Source organism: Nitrosopumilus maritimus SCM1 (genome assembly GCF_000018465.1).
Lineage (GTDB): Archaea > Thermoproteota > Nitrososphaeria > Nitrososphaerales > Nitrosopumilaceae > Nitrosopumilus > Nitrosopumilus maritimus.
On the sequence record NC_010085.1, the window covers coordinates 140,544 to 155,938 of the forward strand.

At 29.0% G+C, this 15,395-nt stretch carries 16 protein-coding genes; 7 read left to right on the plus strand and 9 right to left on the minus strand.

Features of this window, described 5'->3' with window-relative positions; translation table 11 throughout:
- Complete coding sequence (locus tag NMAR_RS00785) at positions 1–1,050, minus strand: N-acetylneuraminate synthase family protein (protein WP_148680007.1); 1,050 nt, start codon at positions 1,048–1,050, stop codon at positions 1–3.
- Positions 1,051–1,140: 90 nt separating this feature from the next.
- Between NMAR_RS00785 and NMAR_RS00790 the strand changes: the two genes are divergently transcribed.
- The 4 genes from NMAR_RS00790 to NMAR_RS00805 all read left to right on the plus strand — a co-directional run bounded on the left by NMAR_RS00790 (position 1,141) and on the right by NMAR_RS00805 (position 6,128).
- Positions 1,141–2,148, plus strand: coding sequence for a Gfo/Idh/MocA family protein (locus NMAR_RS00790; RefSeq protein WP_012214538.1), 1,008 nt, complete (start codon positions 1,141–1,143; stop codon positions 2,146–2,148).
- Positions 2,145–3,509, plus strand: a complete 1,365-nt coding sequence (locus NMAR_RS00795; protein WP_012214539.1) for a sulfatase family protein — start codon at positions 2,145–2,147, stop codon at positions 3,507–3,509. The genes NMAR_RS00790 and NMAR_RS00795 overlap by 4 nt, the downstream gene beginning before the upstream one ends.
- Positions 3,510–3,599: 90 nt before the next feature.
- Complete coding sequence (gene mpnS / locus NMAR_RS00800; protein WP_012214540.1) at positions 3,600–4,973, plus strand: methylphosphonate synthase; 1,374 nt, start codon at positions 3,600–3,602, stop codon at positions 4,971–4,973.
- Between the two features lie 30 nt (positions 4,974–5,003).
- Positions 5,004–6,128 (plus strand): sulfatase family protein, encoded by a 1,125-nt coding sequence (locus NMAR_RS00805; RefSeq protein WP_012214541.1) that lies wholly within the window; start codon positions 5,004–5,006, stop codon positions 6,126–6,128.
- Between the two features lies 1 nt (position 6,129).
- Here the strand turns inward: NMAR_RS00805 and NMAR_RS00810 are convergent, their stop codons facing one another.
- The 4 genes from NMAR_RS00810 to NMAR_RS00825 are packed head-to-tail and all read right to left on the minus strand — an operon-like array spanning position 6,130 to position 8,806.
- Positions 6,130–6,873, minus strand: coding sequence for a phosphocholine cytidylyltransferase family protein (locus NMAR_RS00810; RefSeq protein ID WP_012214542.1), 744 nt, complete (start codon positions 6,871–6,873; stop codon positions 6,130–6,132).
- Between the two features lie 7 nt (positions 6,874–6,880).
- Complete coding sequence (locus tag NMAR_RS00815; protein WP_148680008.1) at positions 6,881–7,429, minus strand: thiamine pyrophosphate-dependent enzyme; 549 nt, start codon at positions 7,427–7,429, stop codon at positions 6,881–6,883.
- Positions 7,422–7,910, minus strand: coding sequence for a thiamine pyrophosphate-binding protein (locus tag NMAR_RS00820; RefSeq protein ID WP_187146547.1), 489 nt, complete (start codon positions 7,908–7,910; stop codon positions 7,422–7,424). The genes NMAR_RS00815 and NMAR_RS00820 overlap by 8 nt, the downstream gene beginning before the upstream one ends.
- Positions 7,907–8,806, minus strand: coding sequence for an isocitrate lyase/phosphoenolpyruvate mutase family protein (locus NMAR_RS00825; protein ID WP_012214543.1), 900 nt, complete (start codon positions 8,804–8,806; stop codon positions 7,907–7,909). The genes NMAR_RS00820 and NMAR_RS00825 overlap by 4 nt, the downstream gene beginning before the upstream one ends.
- 62 nt (positions 8,807–8,868) lie before the next feature.
- On the opposite strand from NMAR_RS00825, the gene NMAR_RS00830 reads away from it, so the two are divergent.
- Entirely contained in the window at positions 8,869–9,804 is a 936-nt protein-coding gene (locus NMAR_RS00830; protein WP_012214544.1) for an iron-containing alcohol dehydrogenase, read from the plus strand.
- Between the two features lies 1 nt (position 9,805).
- Here the strand turns inward: NMAR_RS00830 and NMAR_RS00835 are convergent, their stop codons facing one another.
- The 3 genes from NMAR_RS00835 to NMAR_RS00845 are packed head-to-tail and all read right to left on the minus strand — an operon-like array spanning position 9,806 to position 12,296.
- Positions 9,806–10,102, minus strand: a complete 297-nt coding sequence (locus tag NMAR_RS00835) for a Rieske (2Fe-2S) protein (RefSeq protein WP_012214545.1) — start codon at positions 10,100–10,102, stop codon at positions 9,806–9,808.
- Positions 10,103–10,104: 2 nt separating this feature from the next.
- Positions 10,105–11,427: an MBL fold metallo-hydrolase gene (locus NMAR_RS00840; protein ID WP_012214546.1), complete on the minus strand. Its 1,323-nt coding sequence runs from the start codon at positions 11,425–11,427 to the stop codon at positions 10,105–10,107.
- Positions 11,428–11,471: 44 nt separating this feature from the next.
- The gene (locus NMAR_RS00845) at positions 11,472–12,296 is read right to left on the minus strand and encodes a CBS domain-containing protein (RefSeq protein WP_012214547.1); all 825 of its coding nucleotides are present in this window, start codon (positions 12,294–12,296) and stop codon (positions 11,472–11,474) included.
- 164 nt (positions 12,297–12,460) lie between these two features.
- Between NMAR_RS00845 and NMAR_RS00850 the strand changes: the two genes are divergently transcribed.
- Positions 12,461–13,411, plus strand: coding sequence for a glycosyltransferase family 2 protein (locus NMAR_RS00850; RefSeq protein WP_187146548.1), 951 nt, complete (start codon positions 12,461–12,463; stop codon positions 13,409–13,411).
- 5 nt (positions 13,412–13,416) lie between these two features.
- Positions 13,417–14,304, plus strand: a complete 888-nt coding sequence (locus NMAR_RS00855) for a sulfotransferase domain-containing protein (protein ID WP_012214549.1) — start codon at positions 13,417–13,419, stop codon at positions 14,302–14,304.
- Here NMAR_RS00855 and NMAR_RS00860 read toward each other — a convergent pair.
- Positions 14,301–15,314: an SIS domain-containing protein gene (locus tag NMAR_RS00860; protein ID WP_238523179.1), complete on the minus strand. Its 1,014-nt coding sequence runs from the start codon at positions 15,312–15,314 to the stop codon at positions 14,301–14,303. The genes NMAR_RS00855 and NMAR_RS00860 overlap by 4 nt on opposite strands.
- Positions 15,315–15,395 lie beyond the last annotated feature (81 nt).

Consider the following 15,395-nt stretch of genomic DNA (forward strand, 5'->3'; position numbering starts at 1 on the left):
TCATAAATCATCATCCTGAAGATAGTCATTTCTTTTAATTTCTCTTTTTGATTTTTTTCCTAAAATTTCATAATAATATTGTGGAGAAAGTCCTTTAGCTGGACCTTTTATTGCTAAATTATTTTCAGAAAATATTTCATCTTTTTTAATATCATTTTTTGCAGTAATGCTTTTGCCTAAAACCTCTTTCTGTAAAATTTCTCCCCTGGTCATTTTTTTTATGGGCTTTCCTTTTGCTTTTTCAGCTTCCCTGATATCTTTTACTAGTTTTTTAAACTCATCTGGTTCTAATGATGCTGCTTGATCTAAACCTTCCATGGTTTTGTCTAATGTGATATGCCTTTCAACAATTATTGCTCCTAACATAACTGCAGCTAACGTGCTTACAATCCCTGGTTCATGGCCACTGTAACCAATCAAAACTTGAAATTTTTCTTTTAAGAGTGAAATTAGTTCAAGATTTAATGTTTCAACTGGAGCTGGATATGTGCTATTACAATGAAGTAAAGCAAATTTGGCATTTTTTTCTTTCATAAAAGAAACTGTTTTTTCTATTTCATTCATGTTTGACATGCCAGTTGATACAATCAATGGTTTACCTGTTTGAATTAGACTTGATATCAAAGGAAAATTTGTCATATCTGCAGATGCTATTTTGTAAGCTGGAAGATCAAATTTTTCCAAAAATTCCACACTTGGAATATCCCAAGGTGTGCAAAGAAATGTAATGTGTTTTTCTTTGCAGTACTCGGTTAATTCTTTATATGCATCATCATCAAATTCAACTTCATTTAAAACATCTAGAAGAATTTCTAATCCTTGACTTTCAATGTTTGGATCTTTTAGAACATCTTCTCGATAAATATCATTTAGAGATCTTTTCTGAAACTTTACTGCATTTGCCCCCGCATCTACTGCAACATCAATTAATTTTTTAGCAGTTGTTATGTTGCCGTTATGATTGATTCCTATTTCTGCAATGATATATGCAGGTTCTTTAGTGCTTATCCTGTCCTTTCCAATTACTATATCATTTTCATGCTCTGCCATTTAACCAAATGAAAATTATTGACTATTTTAAGGTGATTTTACCTTTTTTTCAAAAGGGATATTTAACACTCGTAAAATTAGAATTTAGTCATGCAAATTTTAGTAGTGGGTCTAGGCTCTATGGGAAAACGAAGAATTCGTTGTTTACAAAAACTTGGTTTAAAAAATATTATTGGATTTGATCCAAGACAAGATAGACGAGATGAATCTGAAAAACTTTACAAAATTTCAACAGTACCCACAATCAATGATGGCTTAAAACTTAATCCCAAATGTATGATCATCTCTACCCCTCCTGATCTTCATTACAAATATGCATTAGTTGCAATGAAAAATAAAATTCATTTTTTCACAGAAGTTAATTTGTCTTCAAATGATGTACAAAAAATTATCAAAAAACTAAATGGGTTGTCTATATTGGGATTACCTTCAAATACTTTAATCTATCATCCATTGATTAAAAAATTAAAAACTCTAATATCAAAAAACCAAATTGGTAAAACACTAACCGTTTATCATCATTTTGGACATTATCTGCCTAATTGGCATCCTTGGGAAGATTATAGGGATTTTTATGTTTCAAAGCGACAAACTGGAGCTGCAAGAGAAATCGTTCCCTTTGAATTAGTTTGGTTATCGTACATTTTTTCAAGTATAAAATCTGTTTATGGAAGTATTCACAAAGTATCCTCTCTAAAAACAGATATTGATGATCTCTATCAAGCAATTATTGAATTTTCAAACGGAATTCAATGCATTTTGGTGATTGATGTAATTTCTGACCCAGCTTTTAGTGAAACTAAGATCATAGGCGAAAAAGGTGTTATACTATGTAATCATAATGAAGGTATTTTGAAGATTGGAAAATCATCAAAATGGAAAACTACAAAAATTGAATCTGGTGAAGTTGCAAAAGGATACAAAGGAAATACTCCTTCAGAATCTCTTTATGTTGCAGAAATAAAAAATTTCTTAGATTCGATTAAACAAAAGAAAAAACCAAATTATACTTTTGTAGAAGAATTGAGAATTTTAAAAGTTTTAGATGCAATAGAATTGAGTAATAGAAAGTCCAAAAAAATTGTAATTAAAAAATGAAACCAAATATACTGTTTTTAGTTGTAGACTCTTTACGTTCGGATAAATTTTATGGAGAATCTAAAACATCAATTACTCCGAACCTTGATTCTCTTTTAGAAAACGGAGTTTATTTTTCTCAGGCAATTAGTTCTGTACCTTCAACATCTCCATCAATGGGAAGTATATTCACTGGACTGTTTCCAATAAAAATTGGAATGGGACCTGAATCCTATGAAAAATTAAATCCAAATGTTTCTACTTTTATAGAACATTTTAAAAAAAATGGATATTCAACTTTTGCAACTACTTCAGAGATCAATTCATTTTTGGGATTAACCGAAGATTTTGATCTGACTCTTCAACAGACTTCTCATAATAATTATTTCAGCCTATTTTCTGGATTGGGGGAAAAAATTACTGAAAAATTACGTACTATGAAAAAAGAACCTTGGTTCTTTTATATTCATATTAATGATTTACATCAACCCGTTATTGTACCTGAAAAATACTCTGAAGAAAAATTTGGAATAACAGATTACGAAAAAATGCTTTCAGCAATAGATTTTTGGATTGGAAAATTTTTTGAACAAATAGATTTTTCAAAAACTCTAGTAGTTTTAACTGCAGATCATGGTGAATATGTTCGCTCACTCCAAATTGATGGAAAAATGATCAATCTTGAATCAAGCTCATCTGAAAAGACCTTGTGGAAGTTGGGGAATAAAATTCCCAATTTTCTTTATGGGCCAAAAAGAAAATTATCTTCAATATTACAAAAAACTAGAGATAAAAATCGTCAAAAGAAAATTGAAGAACTTGATCTTTCTGAATATGAAAAAAGAGTATTATCAATGTCTAGAATGAGTTCAGGTTCTCATGTTTTTGATGATGTGTTAAAAGTTCCATTAGTTTTCAAAGGATTCCCGATAAAAAACCCAAAACTAATTTCCCAACAAGTTGGCTTGTTGGACATCTTTCCCACTATTACAGATCTTATTGAAATTCCAAAGATTAATGCAAAAATTGATGGTAATAGTTTGTATCCATTGATTCAAAATGAAAAAATTGATGAAAAACCATTATTTATTCAAAGTATGCCGTCAATATCTGATGATAATCTAATTCTTGTTGGAATTAGAACAAACTCTTTCAAATATTTTCGTGAAAAGAACAACAAAAAGAAAAACAAACTTTTTGATTTGGCAAATGATCCCTTAGAAGAAAAAGATATCTCTTCTCAAAAACCAGAGATTGTTTTAAAAATGGAAAAAATTCTCCAAGAATATCTGATCACTGAAAATAATTTTTCTCCAGACTCTTTACAGAATGATGAAAGAAAGAAAGTTGAAGACGAATTAAAAAAACTGGGATATCTTTAAACACTAAATTTTTTCATGTACTAATTTCTATTATATGTGAGATTTATACCAAGAATATAATAGGTAGAAATTATTAAAAAAATTACGTTGATGGAAAAAAAGATTGATTTCAAGCCTGATTCTTATTTGATTCGTTCTGGAAACAATTTTTTGGGAATTTTAAATGATATTAAACGAAGACCAGAAGATGCTGCAAATGAATTGGGTGTTTCTATTGAAGAAATTAACTCAATAATTTCTGGAAAGCAAAAAATCTCCCCATCTTTAATTGAAAAAGCCGTAAATATCTGGCCAGTTAATGAAAGAGATTTCTATATTGTTTCCGATGATTGTTCTTCTGGAATCTTAATTATGACTTCTCAAGATTCAATCAAATCATCTCGCATTATGGAAAGAGCTGGAAAACCATATTATGAATATCGAGATACTGCTATGAGCAAAACTGCTCCTTTTAGGCCTGAATGGATTTTGGAATTATGCAAAGTTGAAAATAATGACCCTGAAAATCCAAAAGCGCAATGGAATAATGGACATTTCATGCATCAATTTACATATTTTATCGGAGAAGTAAATTTCTATTACAAAGATCCTGAAGGAAAAAAACATGTCGCAATTATGAATACTGGTGATTCAATGTATATTACTCCATTTACTCCTCACACCTTTACTACAAGAGATGGTGCATCTCAAAATGGTTTAATTTTAGCATTAACTTATGGGAGTAAACTTACTGGTGATATTCAGCAAGAATTGTCGTCATTATCGCTTGATTGTGGAAGTCAATATGCATTAGATTTTACTAATCACGAAAATGCCAGTTTATCATTATTAGAATATTATTTTGAATTATCAAATCTGACTAAAGAAAAATTTGCAAAACGAACAAACTTTTCTATGGAAACACTTGCTGATTTCTTTACAAAAAAGAAATTACCAACTTTTGATGAACTTAAGATTATTGCTAAAGCTCTAAATGTAAATTCTAGAGATTTAATGCCTAATGATTTGACTGAATCTAAAGTTATTGTAAAAACTCATGATCAATGTGATCATTGGAAATACCCTGAATCTGGAAATTATGAATTTTACGAACTTGCATCAACCACCGCTTTGCCTCACTCCAAAGCATTTGAAATTGATGTTTCATCATCAGAAGATCTCAATCTTGATCTGAAAGTTGGATTACATCAATATGTGTATAATATTGGCGATTCTGCACTGACAATTAATTGGAATTATGAGAATAAAACATATCAGAAATCATTGAATCCTGGCGATTCTGCTTATATCAAACCTTTTGTTCCTCACAATTTCCGTGGAAATGGCAAAATTCTAATTTTGAGAATTGGTGGAAAAATTTCTGGTGATTCACAACGAGAATTATCATTTGTAGGAAGGGAAAATACTCAACGAGCAATTTCTGAAACAATGCAATGGTTTGATCCAAAAGGTTCAAACTCTTAATTTTAATTATAGTTATCTAAATTTCATTTTATGGCAAAAGAAAATTTGATCATCATAATGATTGATGGTGGAAGATTTGATTATGGTTTAAATTCAAAAGTTTTTCAGGAAGTAGAAAAAACTTCAGTATTTTTTTCAAATTCTATAACTTATGGGCCCCATACAATTGCTGCAATGCATGCAGTATTTAGTGGATGTTATGGAACTAGAACAGGAACAAACAGTTATTGGTCTACATATGATTTTAAAAAAGAAAGTTTTGTCACACTCACTGAATATTTGTCTTCTAATGGATATTTTACATCTGCAGATCTGATTAATGAGTTAGTAGTTCCTAAACAAGGATTTGATGAATATATCGTACATGATGAAATTAATGACGATTTAACTTTAAGACACAAAAAAATCTTATCAAAAATTCAAACTAAAAATCAAAAGGGTCAACCATCTTTTCTTTATTTACATTATAGTAAAATTCACACAGGTATAATGAATGAGGTCTTAAAAAAATATGATAATTTTAGTGACGAATTCTTTGATAATCCTGATCAAAACAAAAATAGATATGAAAAATTATTTATTTCTGCTGAAAATTATTTAAAAACAATTTTAGAAGAAATTAAAAAACTAGGATTGGATGATAATTCTCTTATTCTAATTATGTCTGATCATGGTGTAAGTGTAGGTGAAAAATTTGGTGAACGAGCTTATGGAGCATTCTGTTATGATTACACGTTAAAAACAATCACCCATTTCATTTCAAAAAAATTTCAATCAAAAAGAATTACACAGCAAGTACGCACAATAGATTTCATGCCTACAATTTTACAATTTTTAAAGATCCCATTAGATAATACCAAAGAACCATTAGACGGGGTTTCTTTGATGCCCTTGATCAATAACAAAAAAATTGATGAACAATTTGCCTATTCTGAAACAGGTAATCCTCTAAAAGAAAAACAACCTCCAAAAATTCCAAATGTTATGTCTATTCGTAACTCAAATTGGAAACTAATATACAATTTACACAATGATTCCAAAGAAATGTACAATTTGCTTGAAGATCCGTTAGAATTAAAAAATTTGATTGGAACAAATAACGAAATTGAATCCATGCTTTGGAATGAATTACTCAAAATCCAACAATCTAACTAATTTATTTAAATAATTCTTCAGCTCTGTTTAGATCCTGTTTTGTATCAATTTCACACCATTTACCTGAAATGAATATTGGTGAAACTTGAATTGAATTATTAATTAATTCTTGAATCATATCTGTTAGATATCCTTTTTCTAAAGAAACTGCATTATGGAATTTTCCCGTATGGTTTTTTTGTAAGTAATCAATTTTTTCTAAAAATACTTTTGTTCCATGTTCACTCATTTTTATAATTCCTAGAAATTCCCCAACAATATTTGAAGTACTTTGAATATTCTTTTTAATTTCAACAATGTTATTTTTTTTATCTAACAATACATTCTCTGCTTCAGAAAATGGATGTTCTGTTCTCCCTTCATAAGATTTTTTCCAGTCTAAATCAATTGCAATAGCAATATCTTTTGTTGTGTTAAGTATTTGATGAATAATATTTTCATCAAAAATTATATCCGAATACAAAATTATTACTTCTCCTTGTAAGAAATTTTTAGCCACCATCAAACTTCCTAAAATATCATGCTTTTCATTTTCAAAATCTTTGACTATTTTCATTCCTTTATTATCAAATTGATTATGTTTTCCTGAAATAACTATGATTTCTGAAATATTATTTGATTCAAATGCTTTAATTTGTCTCTCTAAGATAGTTTTTCCATTTACAGGAATTAGTGATTTTGGAATTTCTTTAAATTCTTTCGAAATTCTTTGACCTTTTCCTGCTGCAATTATGATTACTTTCATGAATATTCTATAATGATTTTTTTACTCTATCTCTAATATCTTTAGGTTTCCAGATTACTCTTTTGCTTCTTTCTTTACTTGTAGAAATTTTTACCAACAAAAAGATCGGTCCATTGAGTCTCTTAATTTTTTTCAACATACTTTCTAATTGATTTTTGGATTTAGCTGTAAATGTTGTGTAGTTACCAATTTTTGCAATTTTTTCTAAATGAATTTTTGAAGAATTTGTAGGCTGACCTCCAGTTGATTCATGACTACTATTATCAAAAACTACATGGATCAAATTTTTTGGTTTCATACTACCAATAGTTACAATTGAACCTAAATTCATCAAAATATTCCCATCTCCATCAAACACAAAAACTCGTTTTTTTGGATTTTTTATTGCTAATCCTAATCCTATTGATGATGCCAATCCCATTGACCCGATCATGTAAAAATTTGATTCCTTATCACATACTTCAAACAAATCTCTACTCATAAAGCCATTAGCTGAAACAATTGGAGAATTTTTTATATTTCTAGCTATGGTTGCCACTGCTTCTTTTCTAATCATGAAATAATCTCCGAATTACTAAGGCACAAGGTTTGTTGTTTTTCAAATTTTCTATTGCCCAATCACAACAAGATTTCCAATTAGAGTCAGTTAACACCTTTGATTTTAAACCAATAATTTTTAATAAATCAGGTTGAATTTTTCCAATTTTTAGATGTTCAGGAGCATCATCTGATAAGTACCCTCTCCATCCTATCAAAAAAATTATTGGAATTTCGTATAATTGAACTAATGATGTAATTGTACTTATGGAATTGGCAAATCCAGCATTTTGCATGAATACTAATGATGAACTTTTTGATATAGTAGTACCAGTTGCTATTCCAATAGCTTCTTCTTCTCTAGTTGTAATGATGGAATTTTTATTTTTAATAGATTCGTCAATAAAGTGTTTCAGTGTAGAATCTGGGACCCCTATAAAATTTTCAATTTTTTTCTTTTTTAGATAATGAAATAATTTTCTTTGATTTTTTTCATTCAATTTATGTAACCCAATTTTTTAAGATTTTTTTCTATATCTGTTTCTTGTTTTTTTATTTCATACATTTCTTGCAGTTTAAAAATTTCTTCCATTGTAGTCATATTTGATTTTATTTGACTGAGACTTTTAGCTTTAGATAGTTGCTCCAGATGTTCTTTCATTGCTAAATGTGCTACTCGAAGTGATTGATTTGCATAAATTGCTATTCTTATTTTGTGTTTTTCTAATTCATCAATAGTTACATTTGGATATGATGTTGGAATTGCAATTATGGGTATATCTCCGTCCCACAAATCACAAAATTCAAAAATCTCATCAGGAGTTTTACTCTTTGAATGAATTAAAATCGCATCTGCCCCAGCTTTTTTGTATGCATTAGCTCTTTTCAATGCTTCATCTACCCCTAATCCAGCTATTAATGCCTCCACTCTGGCAATGATCATAAAATTTTCATTTACTTTAGCATTTTTAGCTGCAATTAATTTTGCAACAAAATCTTTTTCTGATAACAATTGTTGATTACCGTTTTCCAATAAACTGTTTTGTTTAGGAAAAATCTTATCCTCAATACTAACTGCAGCCACTCCTGCACTTTCATATTTTTTTACCATGTGACTCACATTGCTCGGTCCACCAAACCCTGTATCGCAATCTGCAATAACTGGAATTGAGCAAGCATCAGTCATATTAGATGCTACAGAAAGAAATTCTGTCATTGTAAGAATACTGGCATCTGGTAATGCATGAGTTGCAGAAATTGCAAAACTCCCGGCCCAAATTGCATCAAAACCGCTCAATTCCACTAATTTTGCCGACATTGCATCAAATGCACCAGCAACTTTCAAAATTGATTTTTGATTAAGTTGAGAGTTTAGTATGTTTGCACCATCATTCATTTCAATCAGTTATGCTTAGCAAATAATTTAATCTATTATAATAGATCTTTTTTGTTCTTTATATGTGGACCATTAAACAGCCTCCAAAAATCATTTTTGGTAAAAATTGTGTATCTGAGTTTATTTTTCCGACAAAGTGTTTAGTTGTAACATCTAAAGGAGCAAAATCTAGAGGATGGCTTGATTATTGTGGGTTAAATGATCAAATGATTTTTAATAATGTTGAACCAAACCCTTCAATCGAAACAACAGAAAAAATTATTTCAGAATTCCAAAATTCTGATTTTACACATATTGTTGGTATTGGAGGGGGCAGCTCAATGGATGTTGCCAAATATTGTGGTTTTAAAATGAATAAACAAAAACTCATGATTCCAACTACTTTTGGAAGCGGTAGTGAAGTAACCCGTATTTCCGTATTGAAGGTTAATGGAAAGAAAAAAAGTTTTCATGATGATGGAATCTTTTCTGATACTGCATTAATTGATTCATTTTTTCTTGAAAATTCTACACCTAAAATTTTTAAGAATTCTGTCATAGATGCATGTGCACAATGTACTGAAGCATATGATAGTAAATCATCAAATCCATATACGAAGTTTTTTTGTAATCAAGCTTTTGAATTGTTAGAAGAAGGAATTCTTACAAATAATAATGAAAAAATTGTATTGGGATCCTTATTTGATGGATTGGGATTTGGAAATTCTTCTACTACTTTAGGACATGCACTGTCCTATGTTTTTTCAAATGAGGGAATTTCTCATGGTCATGCTTTAGCATTTACTACTTCTGCTGCTCACAAATTTAACAAATCAAAATATTTTGAACGATTTGAAAAACTAGTTTCTTTCTTAGGTTTTGAACCCATCACATTAGAGCAATCATTAGATCATGCTACAGAAACAATCTTACCTGATAAAAAACACCTTGATAATAACCCAATTCCTGTATCGAAAGACGACATCTATAACTTGTTAAAAACAATTATTTCAAAATAATTTACTCATCAAAAATTATAACTTCATTTTGATTTTCGATGACTCTATAATTTTTTAAATCTCTACCTGGATTAGTTACACAATTTCCTTTAGAAATATCAAATTCCCATCCATGACCCCCACAAGTTAATGTTTGTCCTTTAACAAATCCCAATTCTAATGGCCATTTGGCATGAGGACAGATTCCACTAACTGCAAAAATTTGTTCCCCGTTATTAAAAACAATAATTTTTGGACTGACTGATACTTCGACTAATTTACCAATAGGAATATCTTGTTTTTTTACAGTGAATTTCATAATTAATGTAATCTATTATAGATTTTGTATATATTGCTAATTCTTGTTGGATCTGGATCATATAGCAAATTAATGAAATGTTCGTTCCATTGATCAGGTTTTCTATCCCCTTGCCACCTAGCTGATAAAAATAATGTTTCCCAAAGTAGTTCATTATTAACTGCTTTTTGAACTAAATGTGCAGGGATTTTCATCCAATAATTCCAATCATCCGTTTTTCCTTCTGTTACAAAAGAACCTGATTCCTTATCTTTAGAAATATCTAAAATATACTCTCCTCCATTTTTACCGTCTGCAATCAGTTGAACTTTCATATCGATATGTTTTCGTGCAACAGGGTTTTCAGAGATTATTTTGTTGAAATAATCATATATCTCATTAGATAATTTTTGTGAAGCTTCTCCTTCTTCCTTCCATCGTCTATTAAGATCTTCTTGAACTTGGATTGAAAACTCATTTACTACATCTGTCTTGTCTGATGAAAAAATTGGATTATTATTTTTGGTGTGTGTGCCATCAATTGAAATTTCATCATCTGCTGCCATGGCTACCACTTCTGTTCCTAAATTTCCACTATTATCCCACGCCTTTTTTGGTTCATCAGGACATCCAAAAACTGAGATGGGATAGTTTAGTTTTAGTTGAGATTCATGAGGAAATAATGGGCCTCCAGCATACGGAATAGCAAATTTTGGTTTTATAGTATTTACATAATTTACAAATCCATTGATTTTATTGTCTTTTCTTTTAATAGCAATTTCATCTCGTTTCTCTTTTGAATAATTATATGCATCTGGATACCAGTTTGCCACAGAATACATGAAAAATCCAATATCTGGTTTTGCAGCATTTACTTTCTTAAGGGATTCAAAATCCATTTTACAATCAGTCTGACAAAAAACTGTTCCTTCTTTGCTTTTGATAAGTAAAGCGGAATCCTCAAACATCAAATCTGGGTTTTTAATAGATGTGATTTCTAAACCCTCATTAATTTTTTCAGGTTTCCAAGAGTCAAGAACAGTGATGTTAGAAAATCCTAATTCTTTGATAGCATTATGAAATCTATTTGTTGGAAAATTACAAATATAGATTTGTGTTTTTTTATCAAATTGACATAATGATTCTGCTTGAAAATGATCTTCATGTTCATGAGAAATGTAAATTGCGTCAACGTCAGTAGGAATGTTTTTCTTTGTAGCTGGTTCTCTTCTAAGTGTATACCATGTGTTTACATTGCAAGGACCAACAATCCATGGATCAACAATTATTCTAAAATTATTCGTTTCAATTAGTGTACAAGCTTGTCCTAAAAATCTTACAAACATAAGTTTGTTTTAACCCAAATGGATTTAAAAGTTACATTAATTATTCAACTAGAATTTTTCCCATTGATATATGATTTTAGAAGATCCGTTTTGGTAAGAACTCCCCAAATAATGTTGTTGTCATTTAATACGCCTACTCCGTCAATTCCTTCTTTAAGTAATAATGAACAAACTTTAGAAAGATTCTCCATCATTGGAACTGAAATAATTTCTTTTGAGCTTAATTCCTGACCTTTAATCTTATCTGAATAAAATCTCTCAAAAAGAAGTCCTGTATCTAATTCTTCACTTTGAATTGAACTAGTATTCAAATTTCTAAACCCTAACTTTAACAAATCTCTAATTGTAATAATTCCTGATGAAATCTCATTTTCTTCTTTAAGAATTAATCTGGATATGTTGAAATCAATCATTTTTTTAAAAATATGATTGATTGGTAGATCTGAGAATTCCCATAAATAATCATTTGACATTATTTCAACAGCTTTTTTCTCTTTCAACTCTGCTTGAATATTTTTAACAATATCCGTTTTTGTTAAAATTCCATTAATTTTTTCAGATTTTATTCCTAAAGATCCAATATTTTTCTGAACCATTTCCTTTGTACATGATTTAAGATCTTCCTCAGCATTAATAGAAAAAATTTTTTTTGAAATTTGTTCTATTGGAATTTTGTTAATTGATTCATTTTGTTTTTCAAGTAAAAAATGACAAATATCTTTTTCACTAACGATTCTTGTTATAACGCTGTCTTCAGAAATCAAAACTCTACTAATTTTTTCTTTTAATAATTTTGAAATAGTTTCTCCAATACTTATTTTTTTGTCTATTGTAATGGGTGAGTTCATTACATTTTTTGCAATTTTCATAAATTATCTGAATTTAATTACTATATCAATTGATTATATATTATCAAGATTGAAACCATTCGTGCCTAAGTTTGCAGAAATTTAGTTTTAGTGAGATTTTCTATTTCAGCATTATTTTAAATAGTTAAAATTAAACAAAATGTACACTTATGATGAATGAAACCATGGAAACTAAAAAAAATTCTATGTCTGATGAAATCTTCGTTTGTATTCCTTCATATAATGCTGAATCTACAATTGAGGAAGCCATTAAACAATGTAAAAAATTTGCAACTAGTGTTTTAGTAATTAATGATGGTTCTTCTGATAAAACTGAAGAAATTGCAAAAAAAGCTGGAGCAGAAATTATTACACATAAACAGAACAAAGGATATGGTGGCTCTATCAAAACTGGTTTATCTGAGGCTTTAAGACGTAGAGCAAAAGTAACTATCACATTTGATGCTGATTTACAACATGATTCAAATGATCTTCCAAAAATTATTCAACCAATTCTTACCAACAAAGCAGATATTGTTATTGGTTCTAGATTTTTAGAAGATAATGATAATGTTAAACCTTATAGAAAATTTGGAATAAAATTGATAACACGACTAGTGAATTCTTTTTCTAAAAATAATATAAGAGATGCCGAAAGTGGTTTACGCGCTTATAACTATGAATCTTTAAAAAAAATTGTTCCAAGTTTAGAAACACAAGGAATGGGAATGTCTGCTGAAATTCTTTTGAAAGCTGCTGTAAATCAATTAAAAATAATTGAAATTCCTAGAAAAGAAATGTATCCTGATAATGTTCAAACTTCTTCTCAGAACCCCTTAAAACACGGTTTAACTGTAGTTTTAACAATCATCAAATTAATTATTGAAACAAAACCATTACCTGCATTTGGAATTCCATCTCTTGTTTTTTTCTTTATAACTGGAATTAGTTCTTATTTTGTTGTTGAGTTTTACAATGAAATTGGCAGACTTCCTGTAGGACTTACTATTTTTACTTTGAGCACTTTGACTATAGCATTTTTCTTAATAATGGTAGCAACAATTTTGTATGTATTGAGTAGAATTTCTGCAAAGTTAAATTTTCAATTACATAATGATCTAAACTCAAATAATTGATGTAAATGCTAGCTGCTACTTTTTCAAGAATGATAAGAAATGTATTTTTTTATTCATACCGATTGGCTACTAGCTTTTTTAGAATGACCCCTAATTTTATTATTATTGGGGCACCAAAATGTGGCACCACATCTCTATACAATTATCTAATACAACACCCACAAATTTTGTCTTCTTCTAGAAAGGAACCAATGTTCTTTAGCATGTTTTATAATAAGAATCCATTATGGTATAAAATTAATTTTCCTATAAAATTTGGTCATTCTAAAAAAATTACTGGAGAAGCTTCTACATCCTATTTGATCTATCCAAATGTTCCAAAACTTGTTAAAGAAATGTTACCGGATGTAAAAATTATCATTATGTTACGAAATCCGATTGATAGATCTTTTTCGCAATACACTCATCATTATAGATCTGGAGTTGAGACTTTGTCTTTTGAAGAAGCAATTAATGAAGAAGAAAAAAGACTTCAAGGTACTTTAGAAGAAATAGAAAACTCAAAACCTCTAAAAGGTTTTTCATACCTGAAGTCTCTTTTCTTTTTTAACCCCTCTAATATCTTAACATTTTCAAATTTATTTGGAGGCATTTATGTAGATCAAATTAAAAATTGGACAGATGTGTTTCCTTCAGATCAAATTAAAATCGTTTTTAGTGAGGAATTTTTTAAAGATTCAGACAAAATTTATCAAGATGTGTTAAAGTTTTTAGAACTTCCAAGCTACAAATTAATGAATTATAAAGCATTTAATGCAGATTATAAAAAAAATCCATCTGTTTCAAATCCAAAAATGAATATCGATACTCGCAAAAAACTTGTAGAATATTTTAAACCTCATAACAAACGTCTGAGTGATTTTTTAAATAAACCAATTAACTGGGATAGTTAATTAATTTTCTTCTTCAAAAATTCTATAGATTTTACTGGTGAAGGATCTATTTTTTCAATTATTGCTTTATAGATTGAAGAATAGTCTAACAAGTATATCAAGTAGACTAATTTTGTTAAAATAGAACCTGTTGGTGAGGAAATAACATTATACTGAATATGGTTTTTCTTAAAATACTCTTTAACAATTTTTTGTAATTTTTTAGTTTTTATATAATCATCTTTTCCTTCCAACAATATTGGTTGTATTGAACTAGTTTTTTCCCAAGAAACTATTCCATTATGTGACATTTCTATAATATCTTCAGACATGGCATGAAGTTTTGCATTTTCTTGTAATGAATTCTTGAATCTAATTGCAGCTGCTTTGAATCCATTTGGATAATATATTATTGGAATGTTATTGATCCATTTTGCAAGTTCTAATGATTTATTTTTTTTATCTAATTTGTGTGATGCAATATTTTTTGAAAGTTGTTCTAAATCATTAATTGATTTTAAGATAATATTTTGTTTTAATGGAATCATTGGTTCAAGAGTATTTAGAATTGAATAAAAAAAGCTAACAAACGAAGCTCTAGGAGAATGTACTATAGGAATTTGTCTATATTCAATTTTATTATTATTACAGAATTTTTCAATTTTACCTCCTGATGAAAATGCAATTATTTTACATCCTCTTTTTTTTGCTTGTTTTAAAACAGTATGTGTTTCAATAGTATTTCCTGAAACACTAATTGGAATTACAAGAGTTTTGGGATTAATAGATTCTGGTAGATGGAATCCTTTGATTGTTGAAACATTTAGATTAGTTTTAGAAAAAATAGATGAAAACCCATCTCCAATTGAACCTGAACCACCCATTCCAGAAAAAATTATTTCATTAATGTCCTTGAAATCTATTTTTTCCGTTGGTTGAAAAAATGCTTTACGTGCAAGTTCTGGCCATTTATCATATACTTCACACATCTTCTGGGGATCATATTTTTTCAAATCTCTAGATGAAATCAACTACGATAATCAATTTTATATGAAATATAATGTTTAGTTATTCCAAATAAACTAATTTCTTAAAATATTAGTGCCTATATT

What these genes read in the sequence shown, in the direction of transcription:
- NMAR_RS00850 (WP_187146548.1), top strand. Translation starts at nt 12,461, where the DNA reads ATGGAAACTAAAAAAAATTCTATGTCTGATGAAATCTTCGTTTGTATT.
- NMAR_RS00815 (WP_148680008.1), bottom strand. Translation starts at nt 7,429, where the DNA reads ATGATTAGAAAAGAAGCAGTGGCAACCATAGCTAGAAATATAAAAAAT.
- NMAR_RS00785 (WP_148680007.1), bottom strand. Translation starts at nt 1,050, where the DNA reads ATGGCAGAGCATGAAAATGATATAGTAATTGGAAAGGACAGGATAAGC.
- NMAR_RS00825 (WP_012214543.1), bottom strand. Translation starts at nt 8,806, where the DNA reads ATGAATGATGGTGCAAACATACTAAACTCTCAACTTAATCAAAAATCA.
- NMAR_RS00855 (WP_012214549.1), top strand. Translation starts at nt 13,417, where the DNA reads ATGCTAGCTGCTACTTTTTCAAGAATGATAAGAAATGTATTTTTTTAT.
- mpnS (WP_012214540.1), top strand. Translation starts at nt 3,600, where the DNA reads ATGGAAAAAAAGATTGATTTCAAGCCTGATTCTTATTTGATTCGTTCT.
- NMAR_RS00840 (WP_012214546.1), bottom strand. Translation starts at nt 11,427, where the DNA reads ATGTTTGTAAGATTTTTAGGACAAGCTTGTACACTAATTGAAACGAAT.
- NMAR_RS00805 (WP_012214541.1), top strand. Translation starts at nt 5,004, where the DNA reads ATGGCAAAAGAAAATTTGATCATCATAATGATTGATGGTGGAAGATTT.
- NMAR_RS00790 (WP_012214538.1), top strand. Translation starts at nt 1,141, where the DNA reads ATGCAAATTTTAGTAGTGGGTCTAGGCTCTATGGGAAAACGAAGAATT.
- NMAR_RS00810 (WP_012214542.1), bottom strand. Translation starts at nt 6,873, where the DNA reads ATGAAAGTAATCATAATTGCAGCAGGAAAAGGTCAAAGAATTTCGAAA.
- NMAR_RS00835 (WP_012214545.1), bottom strand. Translation starts at nt 10,102, where the DNA reads ATGAAATTCACTGTAAAAAAACAAGATATTCCTATTGGTAAATTAGTC.
- NMAR_RS00795 (WP_012214539.1), top strand. Translation starts at nt 2,145, where the DNA reads ATGAAACCAAATATACTGTTTTTAGTTGTAGACTCTTTACGTTCGGAT.
- NMAR_RS00845 (WP_012214547.1), bottom strand. Translation starts at nt 12,296, where the DNA reads ATGAAAATTGCAAAAAATGTAATGAACTCACCCATTACAATAGACAAA.
- NMAR_RS00830 (WP_012214544.1), top strand. Translation starts at nt 8,869, where the DNA reads ATGTGGACCATTAAACAGCCTCCAAAAATCATTTTTGGTAAAAATTGT.